Annotated in this window: 17 protein-coding genes, 2 tRNA genes and 1 pseudogene; 7 read left to right on the top strand and 13 right to left on the bottom strand. The window is 59.1% G+C overall.

Going from position 1 to position 17,891, the window contains the following annotated elements; all coding sequences use genetic code 11:
- Positions 1-59 precede the first annotated feature (59 nt).
- From ACQKP2_RS03225 to ACQKP2_RS03210, 4 genes and pseudogenes are all read left to right on the top strand, one after another.
- A tRNA-Lys gene (locus tag ACQKP2_RS03225) sits at positions 60-135 on the top strand.
- A 93-nt stretch (positions 136-228) separates the two neighbouring features.
- A tRNA-Pro gene (locus ACQKP2_RS03220) sits at positions 229-305 on the top strand.
- Positions 273-1,223, top strand: a pseudogene (locus ACQKP2_RS03215) (MCP four helix bundle domain-containing protein); the annotation flags it as partial. The gene ACQKP2_RS03220 and the pseudogene ACQKP2_RS03215, both read left to right, overlap by 33 nt.
- Positions 1,215-2,078 carry a methyl-accepting chemotaxis protein gene (locus tag ACQKP2_RS03210; RefSeq protein ID WP_427574306.1) on the top strand — a complete coding sequence of 288 codons (864 nt, stop codon included), beginning with the start codon at positions 1,215-1,217 and terminating at the stop codon, positions 2,076-2,078. The pseudogene ACQKP2_RS03215 and the gene ACQKP2_RS03210, both read left to right, overlap by 9 nt.
- Positions 2,079-2,136: 58 nt before the next feature.
- Here the strand turns inward: ACQKP2_RS03210 and ACQKP2_RS03205 are convergent, their stop codons facing one another.
- The 4 genes from ACQKP2_RS03205 to ACQKP2_RS03190 are packed head-to-tail and all read right to left on the bottom strand — an operon-like array spanning position 2,137 to position 4,874.
- Positions 2,137-3,435 (bottom strand): NAD(P)/FAD-dependent oxidoreductase, encoded by a 1,299-nt coding sequence (locus ACQKP2_RS03205; protein WP_427574301.1) that lies wholly within the window; start codon positions 3,433-3,435, stop codon positions 2,137-2,139.
- Positions 3,436-3,495: 60 nt separating this feature from the next.
- Positions 3,496-3,669, bottom strand: coding sequence for a DUF3094 domain-containing protein (locus ACQKP2_RS03200; protein ID WP_427574300.1), 174 nt, complete (start codon positions 3,667-3,669; stop codon positions 3,496-3,498).
- Between the two features lie 54 nt (positions 3,670-3,723).
- Entirely contained in the window at positions 3,724-4,251 is a 528-nt protein-coding gene (locus ACQKP2_RS03195) for an MOSC domain-containing protein (RefSeq protein ID WP_427574299.1), read from the bottom strand.
- Positions 4,248-4,874: a DUF1780 domain-containing protein gene (locus ACQKP2_RS03190; protein ID WP_427574298.1), complete on the bottom strand. Its 627-nt coding sequence runs from the start codon at positions 4,872-4,874 to the stop codon at positions 4,248-4,250. Before ACQKP2_RS03190 ends, ACQKP2_RS03195 begins: the two co-directional genes overlap by 4 nt.
- A gap of 137 nt (positions 4,875-5,011) precedes the next feature.
- On the opposite strand from ACQKP2_RS03190, the gene ACQKP2_RS03185 reads away from it, so the two are divergent.
- Positions 5,012-5,701: an energy-coupling factor ABC transporter permease gene (locus ACQKP2_RS03185; protein ID WP_427574297.1), complete on the top strand. Its 690-nt coding sequence runs from the start codon at positions 5,012-5,014 to the stop codon at positions 5,699-5,701.
- A 36-nt stretch (positions 5,702-5,737) separates the two neighbouring features.
- Here the strand turns inward: ACQKP2_RS03185 and yacG are convergent, their stop codons facing one another.
- The 4 genes from yacG to ACQKP2_RS03165 are packed head-to-tail and all read right to left on the bottom strand — an operon-like array spanning position 5,738 to position 8,646.
- Positions 5,738-5,938, bottom strand: coding sequence for a DNA gyrase inhibitor YacG (yacG, locus tag ACQKP2_RS03180; RefSeq protein ID WP_096515130.1), 201 nt, complete (start codon positions 5,936-5,938; stop codon positions 5,738-5,740).
- Positions 5,935-6,558, bottom strand: a complete 624-nt coding sequence (coaE, locus tag ACQKP2_RS03175; protein WP_427574295.1) for a dephospho-CoA kinase — start codon at positions 6,556-6,558, stop codon at positions 5,935-5,937. The genes yacG and coaE overlap by 4 nt, the downstream gene beginning before the upstream one ends.
- A complete protein-coding gene (locus tag ACQKP2_RS03170) occupies positions 6,555-7,427 on the bottom strand; it encodes a prepilin peptidase (RefSeq protein WP_427574293.1) in 873 nt (290 codons plus the stop codon). The genes coaE and ACQKP2_RS03170 overlap by 4 nt, the downstream gene beginning before the upstream one ends.
- Position 7,428: 1 nt before the next feature.
- Complete coding sequence (locus ACQKP2_RS03165) at positions 7,429-8,646, bottom strand: type II secretion system F family protein (protein WP_427574291.1); 1,218 nt, start codon at positions 8,644-8,646, stop codon at positions 7,429-7,431.
- A 356-nt stretch (positions 8,647-9,002) separates the two neighbouring features.
- On the opposite strand from ACQKP2_RS03165, the gene ACQKP2_RS03160 reads away from it, so the two are divergent.
- Positions 9,003-9,425: a pilin gene (locus ACQKP2_RS03160; protein ID WP_427574290.1), complete on the top strand. Its 423-nt coding sequence runs from the start codon at positions 9,003-9,005 to the stop codon at positions 9,423-9,425.
- A 343-nt stretch (positions 9,426-9,768) separates the two neighbouring features.
- The gene (locus ACQKP2_RS03155; RefSeq protein WP_427574289.1) at positions 9,769-10,122 is read left to right on the top strand and encodes a BON domain-containing protein; all 354 of its coding nucleotides are present in this window, start codon (positions 9,769-9,771) and stop codon (positions 10,120-10,122) included.
- Between the two features lie 188 nt (positions 10,123-10,310).
- Here ACQKP2_RS03155 and ACQKP2_RS03150 read toward each other — a convergent pair whose 3' ends face one another.
- The 5 genes from ACQKP2_RS03150 to acs form a co-directional block, all read right to left on the bottom strand.
- Entirely contained in the window at positions 10,311-10,607 is a 297-nt protein-coding gene (locus ACQKP2_RS03150) for a DUF2845 domain-containing protein (protein WP_427574288.1), read from the bottom strand.
- A complete protein-coding gene (locus ACQKP2_RS03145; RefSeq protein WP_427574305.1) occupies positions 10,607-13,558 on the bottom strand; it encodes a DUF748 domain-containing protein in 2,952 nt (983 codons plus the stop codon). The genes ACQKP2_RS03150 and ACQKP2_RS03145 overlap by 1 nt, the downstream gene beginning before the upstream one ends.
- A 93-nt stretch (positions 13,559-13,651) precedes the next feature.
- The gene (locus tag ACQKP2_RS03140) at positions 13,652-14,668 is read right to left on the bottom strand and encodes a class I SAM-dependent rRNA methyltransferase (protein ID WP_427574286.1); all 1,017 of its coding nucleotides are present in this window, start codon (positions 14,666-14,668) and stop codon (positions 13,652-13,654) included.
- Positions 14,669-14,824: 156 nt separating this feature from the next.
- On the bottom strand, positions 14,825-15,697 hold the full coding sequence (locus ACQKP2_RS03135) for an oxygenase MpaB family protein (protein WP_427574285.1): 873 nt from the start codon (positions 15,695-15,697) through the stop codon (positions 14,825-14,827).
- 127 nt (positions 15,698-15,824) lie between these two features.
- Positions 15,825-17,762, bottom strand: a complete 1,938-nt coding sequence (gene acs / locus ACQKP2_RS03130; RefSeq protein WP_427574283.1) for an acetate--CoA ligase — start codon at positions 17,760-17,762, stop codon at positions 15,825-15,827.
- Between the last annotated feature and the right edge of the window lie 129 nt (positions 17,763-17,891).

Below are 17,891 nucleotides of genomic sequence, written 5' to 3'. Positions count from 1 at the left end.
CGCGCCTGCTTTGGGAGCAGGATGTCAGGAGTTCGAATCCCCTTACCCCGACCATATTTGGGTCGTTAGCTCAGTTGGTAGAGCAGTTGGCTTTTAACCAATTGGTCGTAGGTTCGAATCCTACACGACCCACCATTTTTGAAACCAGTTCGCTGGAATCGAATCTTAAGATCAGACGCCAAAAGCTCTGTTCGCAGAAGGCGCCTTTCGAGGGTGCCTTTTTTTTACCGGGGTATAGCGCAGTCCGGTAGCGCGCCTGCTTTGGGAGCAGGATGTCAGGAGTTCGAATCCCCTTACCCCGACCATACAAAAAATCCTCGTATCGAAAGATACGGGGATTTTTTTTGCCCGTAAAAAACGGGGAAGCTTTCAAGTCATCGTACAACTTGCCGATAACGAGCTGTCGGGGCATGGCCCTTCAGTCAAGCCAACAAAAAACAAAGGCGCTCGTTATGTTTCTTCGTCAGTTGAATATTGCACCCCGTGCTGCACTGGGTTTTGCCTTGATCGCGGTGCTTGTGGCATTGCTCGGGATTTTTGCCCTGGGGCAAATGTCGAGCATCCGCGAGAGCGAGGTTGCGGTGGAGAAACAATGGCTTCCGAGTATCCGCGGTGGCGACGAGATTCGTGAAATCATGCTACGCATACGCACCATTTCTCTGCGCATGGCCCTGGACCAGGATCCGAAGAACATCGCGCAATACCGCAGCCAGATGGATACCCGTGACAAGGAACTGAGCGAGAAAATCGCCAGTTACGACGCGCTGGTGACCACGGCTGAAGGCAAGGCGTTGTACGATCAGTTCAAAAATACCTTCACGGCCTATCGCGCCGGCATTGCGCAATCCTTCACGCTTGCCGAGCAGGGGCGTCGAGACGAATTGACCAGGTTGTTGCTGGTGGACATGAAAACCGTGGTCGACGGGTCCGGCAAGCAGCTCAATGACCTGGCAGAACTGTTTACTCGACAGGTCGCAGCGGAAAGCGAGAAATCCAAGGCGCATTACGAAACCTCACGCACGATTGTCAGCTTGTTTATCGCCCTTGCGGCCTTGGCAACGGTCGGCCTGGCGATGTTGCTGACGCGCAGCATCGTGCGTCCGCTGAGTGAGGCGCTGGACGCTGCAGAGCACGTGGCCCTGGGCGACCTGACTCGCCCGATCGAGACCCGAGGCAATGATGAAGTCAGTCGTTTGCTCAAGGCGTTGGCAACCATGCAACAAAACCTGCGCGAAACCCTGCAAGGTATCAGTGGTTCCGCAACGCAGCTGGCGACGGCAGCCGATGAGTTGAGCGCCGTCACACTCGACAGTACTCAGGGGCTGCGACAACAGAACAATGAGATAGAACAGGCGGCCACGGCGGTTAACGAGATGACCAGTGCTGTGGAAGAAGTCGCACGCAATGCGGTATCTACATCCGACGCGACCCGCCAGTCCAGTGAATCCGCGCATGTGGGGCAGGAGCGGGTCGGCGAGACGGCCAGTGCCATCAGTTCACTGGCAAAGGATGTGCAAAGTACGGAGCAATTGGTGCAGTCGTTGGCCGATCAGTCCCAGGATATCGGCAAGGTACTGGATGTGATTCGTGCCATCGCCGAGCAAACCAACTTGCTGGCGCTCAATGCGGCTATTGAAGCCGCCCGGGCGGGGGAGAGTGGCCGAGGCTTCGCTGTCGTGGCCGATGAAGTGCGCGCTCTGGCCGGGCGTACACAGCAATCGACCCGGGAGATCGAACAGATGGTACAGGGCATGCGCAGCGGTTCGAGTCTGGCCCTGGAGGCCATGAATGCCAGCGCCTCACGTGCTGCCAGTACATTGGTACTGGCCGAGCGCGCAGGCGAGGCGTTGCAAACGATCACGGCGTCGGTGCATGAAATCCATGAGCGAAACCTGGTGATCGCCAGCGCGGCCGAAGAGCAGGCGCAGGTCGCACGCGAGGTCGACCGTAACCTGGTGAACATCCGCGACCTGTCGGTGCGGTCTGCCAGTGGGGCTGACCAGACCAGCGCTTCAAGTCACGAATTGTCGCAACTGGCCAATACCCTGCAGGGGATGGTGCGGCGCTTTCGGGTGTAATTCCGAGATGTAAAAAACCTGTGGGAGCGACGGTGCGGCGCTCCCACAGAGGCAGGTATCAGTGCAGCTTGAGCCGTGGCTCGGTGCCTCGGCCGATCTTGCTGCCGAGCATCAGCATCGCCGTACGGAACGGCCCGTACAGTGCCATCTGGTGCATACGATACAGCGACACATAGAACATCCGCGCCAGCCATCCCTCAAGCATCACGCTGCCAGTGAGGTTGCCCATCAAGTTACCCACAGCGGAAAAACGCGAGAGCGAAATCAGCGAGCCATAGTCGGTGTACTTGTACTCCGGCAGCGGTTTGCCTTCGATCCGCAGTTTCAATGATTTGGCCAGCAACGACGCCTGCTGGTGCGCAGCCTGGGCACGCGGCGGCACATTGCGATCGCTGCCCGGTTGCGGGCAAGCCGCACAATCGCCGAAGGCGAAGATGTTTTCGTCGCGAGTGGTCTGCAAGGTTGGCAGCACTTGCAACTGGTTGATCCGGTTGGTTTCCAGGCCATCGATCTCCTTGAGGAAACCCGGTGCGCGGATTCCCGCAGCCCAGACCTTCAGGCCGGCCTTGATCACGTTGCCATCGGCGGTGACCAGGCTGTCGGCCGTCACCTCACTGACCGCTGCGTTGGTCATGACATTGACCCCGAGCTTCTCCAGTGTTTTGTGCACAGGTCCGCCGATACGCTCCGGTAGCGCAGGCAGCACCCGCGGCCCGGCTTCGATCAGGGTGATGTGCATGTTTTCCGGTTTGATCCGATCCAGACCATAAGCGGCAAGCTCGTGGGCGGCGTTGTGCAGTTCGGCGGCCAACTCGACCCCGGTGGCACCGGCACCGACGATGGCCACGCTGATTTGCTCGACTTGATCGTTCTGCCCGGCATGCGCGCGCAGGTAGTGATTGAGCAATTGCTGGTGGAAGCGTTCGGCCTGTTTGCGGGTGTCGAGGAACAGGCAGTGCTGGGCTGCGCCCAGGGTGCCGAAATCGTTGGTGGTGCTGCCGACGGAAATCACCAGCGAGTCATAAGGCACTTCCCGTGCCGGGACCAGTTCCAGACCGGCTTCGTCATAAGTGGCAGCCAACTGGATTTTCTTGTTCGCGCGATCAAGCCCGCTCATGCGCCCCAGCTGGAACTCGAAGTGGTTCCATTTCGCCTGGGCAACATAGTTGAGTTCATCTTCGGAAGAGTTCAGGGAACCGGCCGCCACTTCATGCAACAGCGGTTTCCAGATGTGGGTCAGGTTCGCGTCGACCAGCATTACGCTGGCCGTGCCGCGCTTGCCCAGAGTCTTACCCAGACGGGTAGCCAACTCCAGACCGCCGGCGCCGCCGCCGACAATGACAATACGATGGGACATGGGGATAACTCGCAAGGCTAAAAGAAATCTGTGCAGTTACCCGAGCGAGCGCGAAGCAGCTCATAGCGTCAGATAACTGATAAAACGGCTCAACAGGCCCAGGCCAATGGTCACTGCCAGTACCAGTATGAGGAGCATCCACGGCCGGAAAGGCCGGCGCTCGACTCGGTGCTGGGACAGCTGCAGGTACTCTTCGACATGCTTCTGGTCTTCGGGGTTCAGGCGGCTTGTCATATCGGGCCTCGTCAGGGGTAGACGTTGCTAAATGTACTGAAGCTACAACGGGTGTTATCCCACGATGAACGGAGCATAGCCGCTTGCCGGCAAGGGCTCGACGCTCACTGTGTCGTCCAGGCGAATGATGCCACTTTGTAACACTCGTGCAGTGATTCCGCCATGCCCGCGTACAGCCTGGAACGTTCCCTTGCCCAGATTGCTCTCCAGGCGTGCGCAGGGCTGACACCAGCCTGTGGTTTCGAACACTGCCTGACCGATACGGAAGCGGCGGCCCTTGAGACTGAACAAATTGATCCCGCTGATGACGAGATTGCGCCGTAAATCTGCAGGCAGGACCGGGTGATCGTCGGGGCGTCCCATCAGCGAGCTGATCACTGCCAGATGTTCCCACTGAATGAGCGTGACCTGCCGGGCATTGCGGACACCGGGGCGTGCGTGATCGCCGGTCAGGCCGGCCTCCAGCCGTGCTTCCACGGCATCCAGTTCAATCATCGACGAACGTGATGTGGGGCGCACACCTATCCAGCGAACACGGCCTTGCTGGGGAACCTCTGCAATCAGCGCCTGCAATGGACTCACAGGCTGATTCCGACATCGAAAACAATGCTGCGCCCCAGGTTGCTGCGCAGAAAGTCCGGGGCTTCCGGGTGGGCGAACAGCACACGTGCGAACGTCGGGCCTACCAGTGATAGCGACCGCCAACCCTGGCGCAGGTATTCGGTCGGTGGGGGAAAATGGCTGTTGAGGTCCAGCACTTCGCGCTTGAGACTGGCAAAGGCGATGATGTCCAGCTCGCCCAGATCCATGCCGCGCTCCTTGTAGTTATGCGCTTTTTTTCGCAGGGTCGGCGCCAGTCGCAGCAGAAATTCGTTGGCAGGAATGCGCCGGGGCTTGGCCTCGCGTCGGACCAATTGGCTCAGGGAAAATGCGCTACGGCGGCGTTGCAGTTCGTCGCGCCATTCGTCATTGAGGCGCCGACCTTCGTCCAGGACAAAGAACACTTCGAAACTGGCGTCGCGAAACAGCACGTCGGGCGGTTCCCCGGCGGGGGCGAACTCATCGGTGCGATAAGGAATGTTCAAGCCTTGCAGCAGGCGCTGGCACACCCAACGCTCTCGCTCCCATTTGCGGGCATTGGACAGGAACGCGTTGGCTTGCTCGGCCGCGATGGTCAGCAGGCGTAAGTAGTCTGAGTCATCCATAGGCCAAAGCTTAGCGTTCAAATGCGACAAGCAGATAGATTTGCATCGACTGGAGACGTCGTGCTGGCGTAGTAGACTGCTCGACATCGGTGTGAGTCCATCCAGGAGCCAGCGTTGAAAAACATGAGGTTGGCCGCATGATCGGTGCAGAACTGCTGGCGTCCCAAACGTTGACGCTTGGCTGGCTGATCTATGTGCCCATGTTGATCTGGGCCATCTGCCGTGCGCCCTGGGTCGAATTGTTCACCGACAGCCGTCGCCAGCATTTGTTGCTGGGGACAGTATTCGCACTGTTCATGCTGTGGCTGGTGCGTCGGGATTTCGATACCGGCGTGTCTTATCACTTTATCGGCATGACGGCGGTGACGCTGTTGCTGGACTGGCCGCTGGCAATGGTCGGTGGGCTGGTGGCGCAAGTGGGCCTGGTGCTGCTGGGGCGTCAGGATCTGGCCGCCATGGGGGTAAATGGTGCGCTGTTCATTCTGCTGCCGGTACTGGTGACCGAATGCTGCGCGATCCTGGTGGAGCGTGCGCAGCCGAAAAATCTCTTCGTGTATATCTTCGTTTCCGGCTTCTTTGCCGCCGCGCTTTGCGCGTTGTTGTGTCTGGTGCTTTCGCTGACGTTGCTGTGGTACGACGAGCGTTTCGTCATGCCTTATTGGCTGGAGGACTTTATCGGCTATTTGTGGCTGATCATTTTTCCCGAGGCATTCATCAACGGCATGGTGGTCAGCGCGCTGGTTGTGTTTTGCCCCGAGTGGCTGGAGACCTTCAACCGCACGCGCTACCTTTCCGCACCCTGGAAGGACGACGATCCCAAGTCCTGATTCGGTTCAAGGCTGGCATCATCGTCGCTGCCTGCATCAATGGCGCGGGTCGAAATCACCGCTGAACAACTCGTCTTCGGCATCGGGGGCCACTGGAATCTTGTGCTCCTCCGACGCCCACGCCCCCAAGTCGATCAATTTGCAACGGTCGGAACAGAAAGGCCGGTATTTGCTCTCGGGGCTCCATTCGACGGGAGCGCCGCAGGTTGGGCATTCGACGGTCGGGATCTGGCTCATGACTGGCCTCCACACAAAGTAAGGTAAAAGTGATGCAGGCGTTCGACCTCGCTGTGCAGCCAGGTGAGATCGCGGTCATTGACCACGACGTCGTTGGCATGGCTCACGCGATCCTGGCGGCTGGACTGCGCCTTGAGGATCGCCTGGACTTGCTCTTCGCTGGTCTGGTCACGGCGCAGGGTGCGCTCGATCTGCAATTGTTCGGGAGCATCGATCACCAGTACCCGCCGGGTCATGGCGTACTGGCCGGACTCGATCAACAGCGGTGAAACCAGAATGGCGTAAGGTGATTTTGCCAGCGCCAGATGATGGGCGATTTCCTCGCCGATCAACGGATGCAGCAAGGCTTCCAGCCAGCGGCGTTCGTCCGGCACTTCGAAGATCAGTTTGCGCAGGGCGGCGCGATCCAGTTGCCCATCGGCCTGCAACACGCCGGGGCCGAAGTGTTCGACGATCTTCGCCAGCGCCGGCCGGCCCGGTTCAACGACCCAGCGCGCGGCGTGGTCGGCATCGACGACGTGAACACCGAGATCGATGAAGTGTTGGGCCGCCGCGCTTTTACCGCTGCCGATGCCACCGGTCAGGCCAAGAATCCAGGGTTTTTCCACAGGGGTATTCATTTCAAACCGACAAACTGCCAATAGAAGTCGGTTATTTGACCACCCCAGAGCAAGGCAATCCAGCCGGCAATCGCCAGGTAGGGGCCAAACGGGATCGGTGTCGAGGTTTTTGCCTTGCGCATGCGCAGGTAAATCACCCCGATGACAGCCCCCACCAGCGAGGAGAGCAGGATGGTCAAAGGTAAAATCTGCCAGCCTCCCCAGGCCCCGAACATGGCCAGCAACTTGAAATCACCGTGGCCCATACCGTCCTTGCCGGTGATCAACTTGAACAGCCAGAACACGGACCAGAGCGCCATATAGCCGACGATGGCGCCCCACAATGCATCTTGCAGTGGCGCGAACAGGCCGAGACTGTTGATGATCAAGCCCAGCCACATCAACGGCAGCACCAGCACATCCGGCAGCAGTTGGTGTTCGGCATCGATGATGGCCATGGCCAGCAGGCCCCAGGTCAGGAGCAGCGCCAGGCAGGCTTGAGCGCCGAAGCCGAAATGCCAGGCAATGAATGCCGAGAGCAGCCCGCTTGCCAGCTCGGTCAATGGGTAGCGTTTGCTGATCGGCGTCGCGCAGGCCGAGCAGCGTCCACGCAGAAACACAAAACTCAGCAGTGGAATGTTTTCCCAGGCACGGATTCGGTGGTTGCAATGGGGGCACTGAGAATGGGGCAGCAGCAGATTGTAGGTCGGCAGTGGTGTTTCGCCGGGCAGCCCGAGAATTTCATGGGCCTGCCCACGCCATTCACGGTCGAGCATTTTCGGCAGGCGCCAGATCAACACGTTGAGAAAGCTGCCTATCAGCAGGCCGACCAGCCCGGCCATGATGACGAACGCCAGAGGGTAGAGGATCAGTATTTCGTTCAAGGGCATGTCAGATCGCTGCACCGAGTTGGAAGATGGGCAGATACATCGCAACCACCAGGCCGCCGACGATAACACCCAGCACCACCATGATGAATGGTTCCATCAGGCTGCCGAGGTTATCGATCATGTTGTCCACCTCGTCCTCGTAGAATTGCGCAACCTTGTCGAGCATGTCATCCAGAGCACCGGACTCTTCACCGATGGCCGTCATCTGGATCGCCATGTTCGGAAAGATGCCGCAGGTGCGCATGGAAAAATTCAACTGCATGCCTGTCGAAACGTCTTGTCTGACACGCAGCACTGCGCGTTTGAACACGACATTGCCGGTGGCGCCCGCCACCGATTCCAGGGCTTGCACCAAGGGCACGCCGGCGGCAAATGTAGTCGAGAGGGTGCGAGCGAAGCGGGCCACGGCGGATTTGTACATCAGTTTGCCCACCAGTGGCAGTTTCAGCAGCCAGGTGTCCGAACGGTCGCGAAATCCCTGCGAAGTCCTGAGGGCATGGCGCACCGCAAGGAACGCACCGAGCAGCCCGCCGATCATCATCCACCAACCGGCCTGCATGAATTTCGACAGGCTGATGACCATCACGGTGAGGGCGGGCAATTGGGCGCCGAAGCCCTGGAAAATCGACTGGAACTGCGGCACGACCTTGACCAGCAGAATCGCGCTCACAATGATCGCGACAAAGACCACAACCAGCGGATAGGTCATGGCTTTCTTGATTTTGGCCTTGAGTCCCTCGCTCTTTTCCTTGTAGATCGCCACTCGCTCCAGCAGGGTCTCCAGGGCGCCAGCCTGCTCGCCGGCATCCACCAGGCTGCAGTAGAGGTCATCGAAGTAACGAGGCTTTTTGCGCAGGGCGGCGGCCAGGCTGTTGCCTGCCGCGACTTCCTGTTTGATCTCGTCCACCAGCGCGCGCATGGCCGGGTTATCGAAGCCTTCGGCGATGATGTCGAATGACTGCAACAACGGCACGCCAGCCTTGATCATGGTCGCCATCTGGCGCGTGAACAGGGCGATGTCCTGGGCCTTGATGCGCGAACCCATGCTGAACAGCGAGGTGGTTTTCCTGCGAATCTTGCCGGGATTGATGCCTTGTCTGCGCAGTTGTGCCCTGATCAGCGCCGTATTCTGGCCGCTTAGCTCACCGGTGACTTTCGTGCCTTTGCGGTCAGTGCCTTCCCAGGCATATACGCTGATTTTTGCTGCTTTGACCGCCATATTCTGTCCCTGGTGAGCCGATTGAATTCTTCGAGGTGGGTGAGGCCTTGCATGGTCTTGTGCGGGCCCAGGTGAATGCCGCCGTTGCGGTATTCGCAATCGACCCGCTCATAGATTGTGAATGTGCCGATGCGTTCCTCGGGGGAAGTCGGTGAGTGACTTATAGCCTAGTCAACTGACGGCACCCAACCAGCGGCGGCTGGGTGACAAAAAGTGTCAGATAGTGCGGATTCTGGAACCAGGACAAGGCGTTGATGTGGTCGCTCACCCTGCCTGGCGGGGGCGAAGGGCTTGGCACGGGTCGTGCTGAGGCACAGTCGGATCATGAGATTTCAACTCATGCATGGAGGCTGCCTATGAATACACAAAAAGGTTTTACCCTGATCGAGCTGCTGATCGTGGTGGCGATCATCGGGATTCTGGCGACGTTTGCGATACCCGCCTATTCGAAGTACCAGGCGCGAGCAAAGGTCACGGCGGGGTTGGCAGAGATATCCGCCATGAAGGTTCCGTTCGAGGATGTCATCAATCAGGGCGATACACCGGCGACGGGGAACGTGGTGCCGGGGGGCGGGAACGCTACCGGCAACTGTGTACTGGCAGTGACGGGGACCGCCTCCACGGGCGCGGGCTCCATTGTTTGTACATTGCAATCTGCTCCAGGATCCGTACAGGGCAAAACCATAACCCTGACCCGGGACGTCAATGCGGGATGGTCGTGTGCAAGCACTGCCCAGCAAGACTATGTACCTAAAGGTTGCAGCGGTTCTGCGGGTTGAGGTGTGATTTCGGCAGCCCCGCCCTGACCGTAATGCTGTTCAGTTAAGGGATTTGTAGGAGCATACTTGCTCCTACAGGTTGCCGGTTGATATTGCGCCGACATTGAAAAGGAAAGTTTAAAAAATTCATGCACTTAGGAACTTTCCATTAACCTGCAACTTGCATGCAGAATTGCGTCCACTCATGCATTTTGCATGATTCCGAAAATTTGCATTTACGATAACTGATTGAAATTTAACAATTTTTTATTAGTGGAAAAGTTGGCACAGCGTTCGCTATATCTCCAGTAACCCTGCCGAAATGACATCCGGCAGACTTTCCAGAAAAACAGGAGTTACTCGTATGAAGAAGTTCGCTATCGCTGCCGCTGCCGCAACCGCGCTGACTCTTGCTATGACCAACGCCGTGTTTGCGCAGACTCAAGCCACTCAGGCGCCAATGACCCTGGCGGCAGGTGAAATGACCAAGGCCAAGGAAGCCACTTCCGATACCTGGATCACCACCAAAGTCAAAAGCGACCTGATGACCGAAAAAGGCATTCCTGGCACTGACATCAAAGTTGAAACCAACAAAGGCGTCGTGTCCCTGTCGTCTACCGTGATGCTAACCAAGGCTCAGAAAGAAACTGCCGTGTCGATCACCAAGAAAATCAAAGGCGTGAAGGCGGTCTCCGCTGATGGCCTGGAAGCCGAATAAGGCAAGACTTCTCGCCTGGACCGGGAGAAGACGCGGTAGACGGGCCGGGTCATACGTCTACCGCTTCTGACGCGTTCATGCGAACGGCCTAAAAAAATGGCCATTGCAGGCCCCGACATTCGTGCCGGGGCCTGTTCTATTTGAGCCCGGCAAAATCCTGTGGGGGTTCACATAGGGGCAAGGCTGAGTCAGTTACCGCGCTTGCTGGTGATCTGCACCAGACGATTACCTTCAAAGCGCAAGAAGTGGTACATCCCGCCAGTGGGGCCGTAAGTCCATTCCTCGACTTGAAATTCTTCCTGTCGGTTGGCACTGCGTTTGTAGCCCAACAGATCGCGACTGACCGGCTCGCCACACTTATGCTGCACTTCGCTCGATCGGTCACCGACACTGATCAGTTGACTGCCGCAGCGCAAGGTATCCGCTGCCCGGACCTGGCTCGCCGTCAATGCGAGCGCCAGTGCGAGCAGCAGCCGTCTACCCATCAGTCGGCGTCCAGGTGCATGGACGTTACAACCTTGCCGTCCTTTTCCGCTTCGCCCAACTGGGCGTCGATGAAGTAGACGCGATCATCGGCAAGCTGGCCCTTGTCGACCAGATAGTCCTTGATGCTGCTGGCGCGGTCCTGACCCAGCTGGCGCAGCAGAGCCTCGCTGGAGCTCCAGGACTCGATCACGCCTGCGCGCATCTTGTTCGTGCGTTCCTCCTTGCCCAGATCCTTCCATTCGGCGGGCGGTTGAGCCTTGAGGCGGGTACGGTAGATGCCTTCCAGTAGCGGACCTTTTTCGTTGTCCGGAACGTCCAGCATCGAGGCCTGGGCCGGAACCTTCTCACCACGACGCTGGAGCATCTTGTAGTAGTTGTACTGATACTCGCGCTCCAGACGCTGCTCGGCGATCAGAGGACCGTCGCTGCTTTTGGCAGCCGTGCCTTCGATTTCCAGACGCAGGGCCGGGCGTTCCTTGAGCGCCTTGGACAACTTGTCCAGCGCCGCCTCGGCGTCCTTGCTCAGATCGCTTGAACCCGGCGCGAACGACACGCTGCCCAGGTCATCCGCACCACCACCGGACACCAGCCCACCGATCAGTTTGAAGGGCGCGGCGGCCGCCTTGACGATCAGGTTGCGCAGGGTTTGCCAGACAATCGGCATGATGCTGAATTGCGGGTTGTTCAGGTCGCCGGTGACCGGCAGTTCGATGGATATCTTGCCATCGACATCCTTGAGCAGGGCGATGGCCAGTTTCAGCGGCAGGCTCACAGCGTCGGGGCTGTCGACTTTTTCCCCCAGTTGCAGCTGTTCGACCACGACCTTGTTTTCGGCTTTGAGCTGGCCGCGGGTGATCTGGTAATGCAAGTCCAGATTGAGCCGACCCTTGCGGATGCGGTAGCCGGCGAACTTGCCCGAGTAGGGGGTCAGTGTGGTCAGTTCCACGCGTTTGAAACTGGTGGCGATGTCGAGGCTGGCCAGCGGGTCGAACGGATTGACCGAGCCCTTGATGGTCACCGGTGCATAACGGTCGACCTTACCCTTGACGTCGACGCTGGCGGGTTTTGCCTGGCGGCTGTCGATGGTGCCGATCTGGCCGTTGAGTTGCTGGATGGCTGTGGCGAAGTTGGGGGTCAGGCTGAAGTCGGCGAAGTTCGCCGAACCGTCGTTGATCACGATCGCGCCGATATGAATGCCCAATGGCTTGCCTTGGCTGGCAGCGGGTTTGGCGGCGGTTTTGCTGCCGGAGTCGGCCGCTTGCGGGATCAGCAGGTCGTCGATGTTGGTGGTGCGGTCATCGTTGATCATGAAGCGCGCATAGGGCTGTTGCAGGTTGATCCTGTCAATCGACAGGCTGTCGCCATGCTGATAGTTCAGGCCTTCGACCACCACCTGCTGCCACTTGAGGAAGTCACGGGTCTTCAGGGTGTCCAGGGTATGCAACTGATCGACCTGGGCGCGGCCTGTGACGGCAAGTGCCAGCGGCTCGGTGCTCTTGAGGTCTACCGCAAGATCACTGCCCAACATGCCGCTGCGCAGTTCGAGGCGAATGAACGGGGTGATGTATGACTGGGCGACACGCAGGTCGATGTCCCTGGTCTGGACCTTAAGCCGGGCGCTGACCGGGGCCAGATTGACCTCGCCCTCGGCCAGCAGCTTGCCTTGCTTGCCCACGCCAGTGTCGAGCTTGAGCGTGAAAGGTGAGCCGTTGAGGCTGTCGAACTTCTGCAGATCGAGATTCAGCGGCCCCAGCTCCAACGCTACGGCGGGTTGCGCCTTGCGGTCCGCCAGGTGCACCTGGTAATCACGCAGTTGCACATCATTGAGCAGGACTTGCCAGGGTTTTCCCGGTGCCGCAGGTGCAGGCTTCGGTGAATCCGCTGCCGCGGGAGTCGTCGGTGGTTCCGCTTTGGCTTTCGCGGCCGGTTTGGCAGGTTGGCTGGCGAACAGTTTTTGCCAATCGAGCTGGCCATCGGATTCGAGCGCGGCCCAGGTTTCCAGCTTGTGGCTGCGGATCTTGCCGACCACCACTTGCTGTTTGGCCAGATCCACGGTGGTGTCGCTGACATCCAGTCGCTCAAGCCTTGCCAATGGACGACCATTGGGTGCCTTGATGGAGAACGGGGCGATACTGACGGCGACGTTGTTCAGCAGCAGCTCGGTATCCTTGGCTAGGTTGAGCTTGTAATCGGTACTGAGACTGAAGACACCCGTTTCCAGGTCCAGTGGTACGGCATCACGCACGTAGGGCCAAAACGCTTTCATCTTGCCGTCGGTGACTTTCAGTTTCCCTTCGGAGGCAAGCGGAATCAGGCTGAAATTCCCGCTCCAGTCGATCTGCCCGCCGTTTGGTCCGATAGCCACCAACGTCATATCGGCACTGTCTTCGGGCAGGGTGCTGAGATTCTTCAGCTCGAAGTCGAGTTTGTCGTAGAGGAATTCGATGGGTTCGCTCGGGCGATCATCCTGAAAGTGCACGGCACCACCGACCAGTTTGATGCTGTCCATGCGCAACGGAAAAGGCTTGGCGTTGGGGTCAGTCGGCGTCGGCTCGCTGGGTGGCAGCTTGAACAGGCCGAGCAGGTTGAGCTTGCCGTCCTTGCCGAAGAGGATTTCGGTCTTGGGTTTGTCCAGTTCGATGGCCGTTATATGCAACGCCTTGGTCCAGAGACTGTCGAGTTGCAGGTTGGCGTACAGGCGTTCGAAGCCGACCTGTTCCTTGCCGGGCTCACCGATGTTCAAGCCCCAAAGGGTCACTTCGAGGCTGAAGGGGTTGAGTTCGATCCGCTGGAGGGAAGCCGGTGTGGTGGCATAGTTGGCCAGTTGCTGATTGGCCACACGCAAGGCAATGCCCGGCAGTATCAGAAAGCCCAGCAGACTGTAGAGGGCCAGAGCAGTCAACAAGGCGCCGACGGCGCGAATCAATCCTTTGGGCATGTGCGGCTTCATCTGTTTGAATCGGAGTGCCTTGGAGTATGGCACGCGATTGCGGTTCCGAAGCAATCGCTCCATTGAGGATCTTTCGGACTGTTCCTACATCGCTCAGAGCTGCAAGATCAGGGTTTTCAGCGGCGGTTGCTCATCCATCGACGGGAAGTCTGCGGCGGGTTTCATCACCGTCCATTCACGAACCGGTCGCCCGGCTTTTTCTGCACAACGCAAAACCTGCTCGCGCCAGTCGTCCATGCTGACCTTTGCCAGATTGTTGCAGCAGATCAGCACGCCATTGTCAGCGGTGGTCAATAGCGCGGGCTTGAGCAGGCTCTGGTAGTCGCGCAACAGGTCCACAGTGCCGAAGGCGCTCTTGGCCCAGGCCGGCGGATCCAGCAGCACCAGGTCGTACTGGCGTTGTTCCAGTCGCAGATAACTCGGCAGTTTTTGCCCGCGACGCTGGCTGATGGGCAGCCCGGCCAACTGGCGGATGGCCGGGAAGTAGTCGGACTGGATGAATTCCATGGTCGGCAAATGCGGATTGAGCAGGCCGTTTTCGCGACCCACCGCCAGGTTGCCTTCGGCGAAGTCCAGGTTGCATACCTCACTGGCGCCACCGGCCGCTGCGCTCAGACCTACACCGCAGGTGTAGGCGAACAGATTCAGTACACGCTTGTTCTTGCTGTGATCCTTGACCCAGCCGCGAGTGTTGCGCAGATCCAGGAACAGCAACGGGTCTTGTCCGGCGTGACGCCCGCGAACCCGATAATTGAGTCCCCACTCGTGTCCGACCAGGTCCTGCAGGGCGGCTTCGTCTGCGCGGTAGACACTGTCTGTACGGTCGATGCGCGAGTTGCCACGGGAGCGGTCGTTGTAGACCAGTAACGTTTCAAACCCCAACTGCTGATTGATGATTTCGTGCAGTTGCAGCAGCGTCTCGCGCTCCAGCGACTGGTGAAAGCTCTGCACCATCAGTTGCGGGCCATAACGGTCGATCGTCAGCCCTCCTGCGCCTTCCTGGCTGCCGTGGAACAGGCGATAGCAATCGGTGCCTTGGCGATGCAGTTCGGCCAGCAGGTCCTGGCGACGTTCGAGGGCGGCGCGCAGCGCCTGGTTCAAGGAAGACATGCTGGGCGCCTTGCAGGAAAGAATGGGGGCGCGGGAGTTTAACAGCTTGTAGGAGCGAGCATGCTCGCGATGAACGAAAGGGCGCCATGGGGCACCAGGATCCCCGCATCATCGTTTACGTCCATCGCGAGCGTGCTCGCTCCTACAGGTCAGGCATCAGGTCGGCAGGCCCATGCGGCGCTTTGCCCGCTGTACCGAACCGTTGCGCACCGTCCAGCGCAGCATGGGCGCGCTGCGATTGACGCTGGCGCGGATCAGCTTGCGTTGCAGCGGGCTCTGGCTGACCCCAAGCAAATCACTGGCCCAGTCCGGCAGCAGGTCGATTCCGGCCTGCATCATCAGACCGCCGAACGGCTTGGCGAGACGACTCGGAGACGGAGCATTCAGTAACAGGCGCAGTACTTCGCGGCTGCGTTCGTCGCACTGTAGCTGCGGCCGGATGTGCTCAAGATAATCGGCAATTGCCTGTCGGGAGCGGGGTACATCCCGGGCGCCCAGGCGTTCGGCGACCAGCGCGATTTCTGCGTAGTAGCGATCCTGATCGACCAGCGACAAATGAGGATTGCGATAGCGCAAATGCGCAGCGAGAAAGTTGCTGACTTCGGCCACATGCACCCAGGTCAGCAGGTCGGGATCGCTGGCGGCGTAAGGGCGACCGTCCGGCGCTGTGCCGGTGACCTGCAGGTGAATGGTGCGGACCTTCTCGATCAGCCAGTCGGCATCCCGGCGTGAACCGAACGTGGTGCCGGAGATGAATTGACCGGTACGGCGCAGGCGGCCAAGCATGTCTTCGCGAAAATTCGAATGGTCCCACACGCCCGCCAATGCCAGCGGGTGCAGGGCCTGAAGCATCAATGCGCTGATGCCGCCGATGAGCATGCTGCTGAAGTCGCCGTGTACTTGCCAGCTCACCGAGTCCGGACCGAACAGGCCGGGATCGCCCTTGGGATTTTCCAGGTCGAGCTTGCCCAGGGACAGGCCGGTCAGGCTCATGATTTGGGTTTCGATGCGGCTTCTGATGAATTCCATGGTGACTCTGTATTTCTGTAGGAGCGAGCATGCTCGCGATGGTCGCTAACGATAATGCGTTTTTCCTGAATATATGCGGCGCGTCGACGTTCATCGCGAGCTTGCTCGCTCCTACAGGGGCCGTGCGTTACGGGTTCAGGCGTTTGTCGATCAGCCCCTGCACCACACTCGGATCGGCCAGGGTCGACGTATCGCCCAGGCTGTCGAGTTCGTTGCAGGCGATCTTGCGCAGAATACGGCGCATGATCTTGCCCGAACGGGTTTTGGGCAAGGCGGGAGCCCACTGAATCAGGTCCGGCTTGGCGAAACTGCCGATTTCCTTGCTGACCAGCGCCAGCAGCTCTTTCTTCAACTCGTCCCCGGGCTCGACGCCGTTCATGGCGGTGACAAAGGCGTAGATGCCCTGGCCCTTGACATCGTGGGGGTAGCCGACCACGGCAGCCTCGGCAATGCTGTCGTGCAGCACCAAGGCGCTTTCCACTTCGGCGGTGCCGATGCGGTGTCCGGATACGTTGATCACATCGTCGATGCGGCCGGTGATCCAGTAGTCGCCATCCTCGTCACGGCGCGCGCCGTCCCCGGTGAAGTAATAACCGGGGTAAGGCTTGAAGTAGGTGTCGATCATTCGTTGCGGATCACCGTAGACACTGCGGATCTGCGCCGGCCAGCTGGACTTGATGGCCAGCACACCGCTGCCGGCGCCCTTGATTTCTCTGCCCTGTTCATCGAGCAGTACCGGTTGCACGCCGAACATCGGTTGTGTGGCGCAGCCGGGTTTGATCCGTTGTGCACTCACCAACGGGCTGAGCATGATGCCGCCGGTTTCGGTTTGCCACCAGGTATCGACGATGGGGCAACGTTCTTCGCCGACCGCATGGAAGTACCATTCCCAGGCTTCCGGGTTGATCGGTTCACCGACACTGCCGAGCAGTCTGAGACTGGAGCGGGACGTTTCCTTCAGCGGTTCGGGGCCTTCACGCATCAGGGCGCGCAGGGCAGTTGGCGCGGTGTAGAAAATATTGACCTTGTGCTTGTCGATCACCTGCCAGAAACGCGAGGTGTTCGGGTAACTGGGCACGCCTTCGAAGATCAGCGTGGTGGCGCCATTGGCCAGCGGCCCGTAGACAATGTAGCTGTGGCCGGTCACCCAGCCCACATCTGCGGTGCACCAGAAGACTTCGCCATCGCGGTAATCGAGCACGTATTTGAATGTCATCGCCGCTTGCAGCAGGTAGCCGCCAGTGGTGTGCATGACACCTTTGGGTTTGCCGGTACTGCCGGAGGTGTAGAGGATGAAAAGTGGGTCTTCGGCATCCATCGGTACGGGCGGACAGTCGTCACTGGCGTCGCGCAGCGCCTGGTGATACCAGAGGTCGCGACCTTCGACCCAGTTCACCTGATTTTGCGTGCGCTCGACCACGACCACGGTACTGACGTTCGGGCAACTCTGCAGGGCTTTATCGACGTTTTGTTTGAGCGGGACGAACTTGCCGCCGCGCACACCTTCGTCGGCGGTGATGACGGTTCGGCAGTCGGCATCGAGTATGCGATCGCGCAAGGAATCGGGAGAAAAACCGCCGAACACCACTGAATGAATGGCACCAATGCGCGTGCAGGCGAGCATGGCGTAGGCTGCCTCCGGGATCATCGGCATGTAGATGCACACCCGGTCGCCTTTTTTCACGCCTCGGCTCTTGAGCACGTTGGCCAGGCGACAAACGTTGTGATGCAGTTTTTTATAGGTGATTTGCGCGGATTCGGCGGGATCGTCGCCTTCCCAGATGATTGCGGTCTGATCGCCTCGTTTGTCCAGGTGCCGGTCGATGCAGTTGTAGCTGACATTCAACTGGCCACCGGCAAACCAGCTGGCCTCGCCGGTTTTCAGGTTGTAGCGCTGGACTGTGTCCCAAGGGGCGCTCCAGTCGAGAAAACGGGTGGCTTGTTCAGCCCAGAACGTACTGGGATGTTCGATGGATTCGCGGTACAGACGATGGTAGTCGTCTTGACTCAGCTGTGCAGCCCGGCGGATGGCATCGGCTTTGGGGAACGTGCTGATATCGAACATGACGGTTCCTTGGTCTTGTTTTGCGACAAGGATAAAGATGCGCCGAGAGGTCGATAGGTTCAAGTCGTAAACAAAACAACTGTGGGAGCGAGCCTGCTCGCGATAGCGTTGGGTCAATCAACATCAACG

Origin of the sequence: Pseudomonas sp. NPDC089569, assembly GCF_050280625.1 — a bacterium.
Lineage (GTDB): Bacteria > Pseudomonadota > Gammaproteobacteria > Pseudomonadales > Pseudomonadaceae > Aquipseudomonas.
Note: the sequence above shows the minus strand (reverse complement) of the source record. Positions and strands in the feature narration are given on the sequence as shown.